Source organism: Burkholderia sp. Ac-20349 (genome assembly GCF_017104865.1).
Taxonomy (GTDB): Bacteria; Pseudomonadota; Gammaproteobacteria; order Burkholderiales; family Burkholderiaceae; genus Burkholderia; species Burkholderia aenigmatica.
This window is the reverse complement of record NZ_JAAGPM010000227.1, coordinates 1-7,968: the sequence shown is the minus strand read 5'-3', so window position 1 is coordinate 7,968 and position 7,968 is coordinate 1. Positions and strand designations below refer to the sequence as shown.

At 66.1% G+C, this 7,968-nt stretch carries 7 protein-coding genes; 2 read left to right on the top strand and 5 right to left on the bottom strand.

The window, feature by feature from the left end; translation table 11 throughout:
- Positions 1–897: MltA domain-containing protein (locus tag G3N61_RS36895; protein WP_241018082.1), on the top strand; the 897-nt coding region annotated here is incomplete at its 5' end.
- A 256-nt stretch (positions 898–1,153) separates the two neighbouring features.
- Here G3N61_RS36895 and paaK read toward each other — a convergent pair.
- From paaK to paaN, 5 genes are all read right to left on the bottom strand, one after another.
- Entirely contained in the window at positions 1,154–2,452 is a 1,299-nt protein-coding gene (gene paaK, locus G3N61_RS36890) for a phenylacetate--CoA ligase PaaK (RefSeq protein WP_205824867.1), read from the bottom strand.
- 38 nt (positions 2,453–2,490) lie between these two features.
- Positions 2,491–2,943 carry a hydroxyphenylacetyl-CoA thioesterase PaaI gene (gene paaI, locus G3N61_RS36885; RefSeq protein WP_043191528.1) on the bottom strand — a complete coding sequence of 151 codons (453 nt, stop codon included), beginning with the start codon at positions 2,941–2,943 and terminating at the stop codon, positions 2,491–2,493.
- A gap of 1 nt (position 2,944) precedes the next feature.
- Positions 2,945–3,736 (bottom strand): 2-(1,2-epoxy-1,2-dihydrophenyl)acetyl-CoA isomerase PaaG, encoded by a 792-nt coding sequence (paaG, locus tag G3N61_RS36880; protein ID WP_043191526.1) that lies wholly within the window; start codon positions 3,734–3,736, stop codon positions 2,945–2,947.
- A gap of 45 nt (positions 3,737–3,781) precedes the next feature.
- Entirely contained in the window at positions 3,782–4,984 is a 1,203-nt protein-coding gene (gene pcaF / locus G3N61_RS36875; RefSeq protein ID WP_205824866.1) for a 3-oxoadipyl-CoA thiolase, read from the bottom strand.
- Between the two features lie 87 nt (positions 4,985–5,071).
- Positions 5,072–6,778 (bottom strand): phenylacetic acid degradation protein PaaN, encoded by a 1,707-nt coding sequence (gene paaN / locus G3N61_RS36870; protein ID WP_043191523.1) that lies wholly within the window; start codon positions 6,776–6,778, stop codon positions 5,072–5,074.
- 129 nt (positions 6,779–6,907) lie between these two features.
- On the opposite strand from paaN, the gene G3N61_RS36865 reads away from it, so the two are divergent.
- Positions 6,908–7,684 (top strand): enoyl-CoA hydratase, encoded by a 777-nt coding sequence (locus G3N61_RS36865; RefSeq protein WP_021156980.1) that lies wholly within the window; start codon positions 6,908–6,910, stop codon positions 7,682–7,684.
- The last annotated feature ends 284 nt before the right edge of the window (positions 7,685–7,968 follow it).

Genomic DNA, 7,968 nt, shown 5'->3' with positions numbered 1-7,968 from the left:
CTGACCGCGAGCACGGCCACCGGCCAGCTCGTGTTCCTGCCGATGCTCGCGGCGATCGCGCAGCGCCATGGCTGGCGGCCGGTCGTGCTGGTCGTCGCGGTCGCGGCCGCGATCGTGATTCCGCTCGCGAACACCGACGGTACGCTCGACGGGCTCGTGACCGGTTACTACGAGCCGCTGCTGCATGGTTCGCGCGTGCGTCGCGGTCCGTATCAGTACGCGCTCTACCGCTGGCCGGCCGGTTATCGCGCGGGCGCCGCGCTGCCGGCACGCTCGCAGCTCGAACGCGCCGGCATCCTGAACGGCAACGAACTCGTGTGGGTCGACGACCCGATCGAAGCGTTCTTCCTGCAGGTGCAGGGTTCGGGGCGCGTGCTGCTCGACGACGGTTCGGTGATGCGGGTCGGCTTCGGCGGCACCAACAACCAGCCGTATCGCTCGATCGGCAAGTGGCTGCTCGATCGCGGCGAGCTGACGCCGGCTCAGGCGACGATGCAGGGCATCAAGGCGTGGGCGAAGGCGAACCCGAACCGCGTCGACGCGCTGCTCGACACGAACCCGCGGTTCGTGTTCTTCCGCGACATGCCCACCAAGGAAGATGCACCGCATGGCGGCTCGGACGGCCCGATCGGCGCGCTCGGCGTACCGCTGACGCCGGAGCGTTCGATCGCCGTCGATCCGTCGTCGATCCCGCTCGGTACGCCGGTGTTCCTGCAGACCACGCGCCCGCTGACGAATACGCCGATGAACCGGCTCGTGTTTGCGCAGGATACCGGCTCCGCGATCAAGGGCGGCGTGCGGGCCGACTATTTCTGGGGGCTCGGCGACGACGCAGGCGATCAGGCCGGGCGGATGAAGCAGGTCGGCCGGATGTGGCTGCTGTTCCCGAATTCGTGACATGAGGCGGCCCGGGTTGCCCGGGTCGCCGCCGATGCATCAGATGCGGTATTCGTGGGTGCGACGGTGTGCTTGCGGGGCGTCGCTCTGATCGCGAGGGCTCCGGTGCGGTGTCAGTCTTCGTGATGCGCGTGTCGCGTCGACGGGTGCCCCAACGGCGTCCCGGAATGAAACAGCCCGATCGGCATTGGCCGATCGGGCTGTTTCATTTGCAGCCACGGATTCACCGCGCGTCATGCACGCGCAGCGATTGCCGTCAGCCCTTGCGCTTGTCGACGACGCGTCGCGCCTTGCCGACCGAGCGTTCGATCCCGTTCACGGGCAGCACGTTGATCACGGCCGTCACACCGATCAGCGACTTGATGTCGTAGGCGAGCGCCTGTTTTGCCGCATGGATCGCCGCCGTATCGGGCACGGTCTCGGGGCAAGGCTCGACGTTGAGCGTCAGCACGTCGAGCGGGCCTTCCTTCGTCAGCACGATCTGATAGTGCGGCGCGAGCGCGCGCTGCTTGAGCAACTGCTCCTCGATTTGCGTCGGGAACACGTTGACGCCGCGCACGATCATCATGTCGTCCGAACGCCCCGTGATCTTCTCCATCCGGCGCATCGTGCGGGCCGTGCCGGGCAACAGCCGCGTGAGGTCACGGGTCCGGTAACGGACGATCGGCAGCGCCTCCTTCGTCAGCGACGTGAACACGAGCTCGCCGAGTTCGCCGTCCGGAAGCACTTCACCGGTTTCAGGATCGATGATTTCCGGATAGAAGTGGTCTTCCCAGATGGTCGGGCCGTCCTTGGTCTCAACGCATTCGGATGCGACGCCGGGGCCCATCACTTCCGACAACCCGTAAATGTCGACCGCGTCGATACCCATCCGCTTTTCGATCGCGACGCGCATGTCGTTGGTCCAGGGTTCCGCACCGAAGATGCCGATGCGCAGCGAACTCTGCACGGGATCGAGACCCTGGCGCTCGATTTCGTCGGCGATCGACAGCATGTAGCTCGGCGTCACCATGATGATGTCGGGTCGGAAATCCTGGATCAGCTGTACCTGCTTCTCGGTCTGGCCGCCGCCGAACGGGATCACGGTCAACCCTGCGCGTTCGGCGCCGTAGTGCGCGCCAAGCCCGCCCGTGAACAAGCCGTAGCCGTAGCTGACGTGCACCTTGTCGCCACGGCGCGCCCCGGCGGCGCGGATCGAACGAGCGACGAGATTCGCCCATGTGTCGATGTCGCCGGCCGTATAGCCGACGACCGTCGGCTTGCCGGTCGTGCCCGACGACGCATGAATACGCGAGATCTGGTCCTGCGGCACTGCGAACATCCCGAACGGGTAACTGTCGCGCAAGTCGCTCTTCGTCGTGAACGGGAAGCGCGACAGGTCGGCGAGCGTCTTCAGGTCGTCCGGGTGGACACCCGCGTCGTCGAACTTGCGACGATAGACGGGGGAGTGGTCATACGCATGCCGGAGCGACCACTTGAGGCGCTCGAGCTGCAGCGCGGTCAGCTCGTCGCGTGAGGCGGTCTCGATCGGCTCGAGCGGTAGCGGGGTAGTCATGCCTGTCTCCAGTGTTTGTTATGTGCGAGCCGTCGACGTCAGCGGTCTTCCGGGATGACCGTGCCCTTGATCTGGGCGGATTTGCCGCGAAACATCGCGACCGTTTCGCCGGTCTGGTTCGTGACGCGGATGTCGTAGATGCCTTGGCGGCCGGCGCGCGCCTGCTCGATCGCCTCGGCCGTCAGTACGTCATCGCCGTGCACGGGGCGCAGGAATTCGATCGAGCAACCGGCCGCGACGGTATTCACGTTGTACGAGTTGCACGCGAACGCGAACGTCGAATCGGCCAGCGTGAAGATGATCCCGCCATGGCAGGTCTGGTGCCCGTTCAGGAATTCGGGCCGCACGCGCATCTGCAGGCGCGCGTAGCCCGCGCGTACTTCGGCGATTTCCATGCCGAACGCGCGGCTGCATGCGTCGGCGTCGTACATCGCCCGTGCGGTGGCGCGGGCCAGCGAATCGGGGTCGAGCGTGGCAGTGGCGTTCGTCATGTCAACGCCCCTCGAAGCGCGGCGCGCGCTTCTCGATGAATGCCGTCACGCCTTCCGCATAGTCGTGCGACTGGCCGAGCTTGCGCTGCAGGTCGCGTTCCACGTCGAGCTGCTGGTCGAGCGTGTTCGTGACACCGTCGCGCATCGATTGCTTGATCGATGCGATCGCGAGCGTCGGCTGCTGCGCGAGCTGGGTGGCGAGCTGGCGGGCTGACGCGACGAGTGCGTCGTCGTCGACCGCGCGCCAGATCAAGCCCCATTGCTCGGCCTGTTCGGCGCCGAGCTTGTCGCCGGTCAGCGCGAGCCCGAGCGCGCGTGCCATCCCGACGCGTTGCGGCAGGAACCACGTACCGCCCGAATCGGGTACGAGCCCGATCTTGACGAAGGCCTGGATAAAACTGCTCGAGCGGGCGGCGAACACGAGATCGCAAGCGAGCGCGAGATTCGCGCCGGCGCCGGCCGCCGTGCCGTTGACGGCGGCGATTACCGGAATCGGCAGACGCTGCAGGCGGCGGATCAGCGGATTGAAGTGCTCGTCGATCAGCGTGCCGAGGTCGGTGGACGCGCCCGGCGTGAAGTCGAGATCGGCCAGGTCCTGGCCTGCGCAGAAGCCGCGCCCCGCACCTGTCAGGATCAGCGCGCGTGCGCCGGCCGCCTCGACATCATCGAGTGCCGATTGCAGCTCGCGATGCATCGCCCGCGTAAAGCTGTTCAGCTTGTCGGGGCGGTTGAGGGTAATCGTGGCCACGTTCGAGGCCTGATCGATATCCAGCTGAATCGCCTGATAGGACATGCAGTGTCTCCTTCATGACTTCGTTATAGGCGCTCGGTGCGTGGGTTACACGCGTTCGATCGCGAGCGCGATACCCTGGCCGACGCCGATGCACATCGTACAGAGCGCGAAGCGACCGCCCGTACGCTCGAGTTGGTGGAGTGCCGTGGTCACGAGCCGGGCGCCCGATGCACCGAGCGGATGGCCCAGTGCAATCGCACCGCCGTTCGGGTTCACGCGCGGATCGTCGTCGGCGACGCCGAGCATGCGCAGTACCGCGAGGCCTTGCGATGCGAACGCCTCGTTCAGTTCGATCACGTCGAACTGGTCGATGGTCATGCCGAGCTGGCGCAGCAGTTTCTGCGTGGCCGGCGCGGGGCCGATGCCCATCACGCGCGGCGCGACGCCGGCCGTCGCCATGCCGATGACGCGTGCGCGGCGGCGCAAGCCGTACTGGTCGGCTGCCTGCGCATTGGCGAGCAGTAGCGCGCACGCACCGTCGTTGACGCCGGATGCGTTGCCGGCCGTCACCGAGCCGTCCGGGCGTACGACACCCTTGAGCTTCGCAAGTGCTTCGAGCGACGTCTCGCGCGGATGCTCGTCGCGCGAGACGACCACCGGATCGCCTTTCTTCTGCGGAATCGTGACCGCGACGATTTCGTCGGCGAGCGTGCCGTCCTGCTGCGCCCGCGCGGCCTTCTGCTGGCTGCGCAGCGCGAACAGATCCTGGTCGGCGCGGCTGATGTTGTAGTCGACCGCGACGTTCTCGGCCGTCTCGGGCATCGAATCGACCCCATACAGCTGTTTCATCAGCGGATTGATGAAGCGCCAGCCGATCGTCGTATCGTAGATGTCGGCCTGGCGCGCAAACGCGCTCGTGGCCTTGCCCATCACGAACGGCGCGCGCGTCATGCTCTCGACGCCGCCGGCGATCATCAGGCGCGCCTCGCCCGCCTTGATCGCGCGCGCGGCCGTGCCGATCGCGTCCATCCCGGAGCCGCACAGCCGGTTCAGCGTCGTGCCGGGCACCTCGGTCGGCAGGCCCGCGAGCAGCGCCGACATGCGCGCGACGTTGCGGTTGTCCTCGCCGGCCTGGTTCGCGCAGCCGTAGATCACGTCGTCGATCGCCGTCCAGTCGACGTTGCGGTTGCGCTCGACGAGCGCCTTGAGCGGTACCGCACCGAGATCGTCGGCGCGGACATCTTTCAGGGCGCCGCCGTAGCGGCCGATGGGGGTGCGAATCGCGTCGCAGATATAGGCGTCTGTCATGAGCGTATCGATGAGCAACGAACCCGCCGGGTGGCGGATTCGTTCATGGTAGAGAACGTGGCGGCGTTTGCACGTCGACCAATCGGGTTATGCCGGTTGGCCGGCTTCCGCAGGTGCCGCTTTCGGCGCAACATGGACGCGGCTTTGCACCACGCGGAACCGGTTGGCGACGAACGCCGGGTCGGCCAGCGCCGCGTTGGCTGCCGGGTTCGCGCCCGTGCCGTGGAAATCCGAGAATGCGGCCGACTGGTTCACGAACACGCCGCCCGTCAGGTTGATCGACAGTGCGACACCTCCGCGCACCGCCGCATCGTGGGCGGCGTCGACGATCGCATCGTCAGTGCTGTAAACGGAGAGCGTCAGCGCGCCATGTTCCGCCGCGATTTCGCCGGCGAGATCGAGCGACTGCGCGGTCGAGTCGGTCGCGATCACGAACGAGATCGGGCCGAACCACTCCTGCGTGAATTTCTCGCGATCGGCCACGTCGAGTTGCAGCACGAGCGGCGTGCGCACGCGGGCATCGGGGAACGCAGGGTGCTGGAGGGTAAGGCTGTCGGCGAGCACGCGGCCGAGCTGGCGGGCGTCGTCGATGCGTGCGGTCACGCCTTCGTTCTGGATTGCGCCGATCAGTTCGACCGAGCGTGCCGGGTCGCCGGTGAGCTTTTGCACGGCAACGGCGATTGCCTGTGCGACTTCGTCGAAGCTCGCATGGCCGTCCGCCGTCCGGATGCCGTCGCGCGGCACATAGATGTTCTGCGGCGCCGTGCACATCTGGCCGGAGTACAGCGCCAGCGAGAATGCAATGTTCTTGGCGGCGGCCTTCAAATCGTCGGTCGAGTCGATCACGATCTGATTGACGCCGGCCTTCTCGGTATAGACCTGTGCCTGATGGGCATGGCGTTCGAGCCACGTGCCGTTTTGCGTGCTGCCGGTGAAGTCGATCAGCTTGATCTCGGGGCGCAGCGCGAGATCCTGAACGAGTGCGCCGTCGTTGGGTTCGGTCGCGAGGAGCGTGACGACGTTCGGATCGAAACCGGCTTCGCGCAGTACGTCGCGAGCGATCCGGACGGTGATGGCGAGCGGCAGGATCGCGCCCGGATGCGGTTTGACGATCACGGTATTGCCGGTTGCCAGATCGGCGAACAGGCCCGGGTAGCCGTTCCAGGTCGGGAACGTGCAGCAGCCGAGCACGAGCCCGGTGCCGCGCGGGACGATCGTGTAGCGCTTGTGCATCGCGAGCGGCGGGTTCTTGCCTTGCGGCTTTTCCCAGTGCGCATCGGCGGGGATGCGGCGCAGTTCGTCCCATGCATAGGCGACTGCCTCGAGCGCACGATCTTGTGCGTGCGGGCCGCCGGCCTGGAACGCCATCATGAATGCCTGCCCCGTGGTGTGCATCACGCTGTAGGCGATCTCGAAGCTTGCGCGATTCAGGCGCGCGAGGATTTCGAGGCTGACGCCGATCCAGGCGCTCGGGCCGGCTTCGCGCCACGCGCGTTGCGCGGCAGCAGCGGCGGCGATCAGCTCGTCGGGCGTCGACTTCGGATACCGGATGCCCAGTGCAATGCCGTACGGCGACCGCTCTGCGCCGACCGTTTCCCCGGACGCCGGCTGATCGAGCGCGAACGTCTGGTCGAGGTGCGACTTGAACGCGGCCTCGCCATCTGCGTTCGCGCTTTCCCCGTACACTTTGGGGCTCGGCATTTCGGCGAACGGGCTCCAGTACCCGCGGCTCTCGATGGCGGCGAGTGCGTGCTTCAGCGTGTCTTCGTGCTTCGTGAACAGTGCATGGGTCATGGCGGCAGCCTGATGGACGTTGAGAGGGGTTGGATCGATTAATTAACCGACCGGTTGGTCGGAGAATGGTAGCATCAAACTATTCGCATGTGCGAGGCGTTTCTCATTTCATTGATCGAGGAGAAATAGATGGCTTACGAGAACATCCTGGTGGAGACCCGGGGGCGTGTCGGGCTGGTTACGCTGAACCGCCCGAAGGCGCTGAATGCGCTGAACGATGCGCTGATGGATGAATTGGGTGACGCGCTGAAGGCGTTCGATGCCGACGATGGCATCGGCGCGATCGTCGTGACCGGCAGCGAGAAGGCGTTCGCGGCCGGCGCTGACATTGGCATGATGGCGACCTACTCCTATATGGATGCCTACCGGGGCGACTACATCACGCGCAACTGGGAGACGGTTCGCGAGATCCGCAAGCCGATCATTGCCGCGGTTTCGGGCTTTGCGCTGGGTGGTGGCTGTGAGCTGGCCATGATGTGCGACATCATCTTCGCGGCGGACACGGCCAAGTTCGGCCAGCCGGAAATCAAGCTGGGTGTCATGCCGGGTGCGGGCGGCACGCAGCGTCTGCCGCGCGCGGTGTCGAAGGCGAAGGCGATGGACATGTGCCTGACGGCCCGCTTCATGGATGCTGCGGAAGCGGAGCGCGCGGGGCTCGTGTCGCGCGTGCTGCCGGCCGACACGCTGCTCGACGAGGCGATTGCCGCCGCGGCGACGATCGCCGAGTTTTCGCTGCCGGCGGTCATGATGGTCAAGGAGTCGGTGAACCGTGCGTACGAGACGACGCTCGCCGAAGGTGTCCACTTCGAGCGCCGGCTGTTCCATTCGCTGTTCGCGACCGAAGACCAGAAGGAGGGGATGGCAGCATTCGTCGAAAAGCGGAAGCCGGTATTCAAGCACCGCTGATCGGACTGCCCGGGTGGCGGTCGGCGACTGACCGGTATCGGTTGTCGGCGTGATTGCCCGGCCTGTCGAGCCCCAAGCCCCCGTGCGCGGCAGCGCACGGGGGCTTTTTCAAAATATTTTCACAAAGGGGCTTGCGTAGTTGGGGCCGGGTGCTTAAAATCACGCCTCTTTCGCGCTAACGGAAACGCGGCGCGGAAGAGGGAGGCAAGGTTGGCGGTGTGCTGGAGTCTGAGGCGCGCCACTGGCCTGGAAGTTGAGCCCCGCAGTCGCAACGATGTAGTAAA

Bases quoted from the DNA above. Each gene is read 5' to 3' on its own strand.
- paaG (WP_043191526.1), bottom strand. From the start codon at position 3,736: ATGTCCTATCAGGCGATTCAGCTGGATATCGATCAGGCCTCGAACGTG.
- paaK (WP_205824867.1), bottom strand. From the start codon at position 2,452: ATGACTACCCCGCTACCGCTCGAGCCGATCGAGACCGCCTCACGCGAC.
- G3N61_RS36865 (WP_021156980.1), top strand. From the start codon at position 6,908: ATGGCTTACGAGAACATCCTGGTGGAGACCCGGGGGCGTGTCGGGCTG.
- paaN (WP_043191523.1), bottom strand. From the start codon at position 6,778: ATGACCCATGCACTGTTCACGAAGCACGAAGACACGCTGAAGCACGCA.
- pcaF (WP_205824866.1), bottom strand. From the start codon at position 4,984: ATGACAGACGCCTATATCTGCGACGCGATTCGCACCCCCATCGGCCGC.
- paaI (WP_043191528.1), bottom strand. From the start codon at position 2,943: ATGACGAACGCCACTGCCACGCTCGACCCCGATTCGCTGGCCCGCGCC.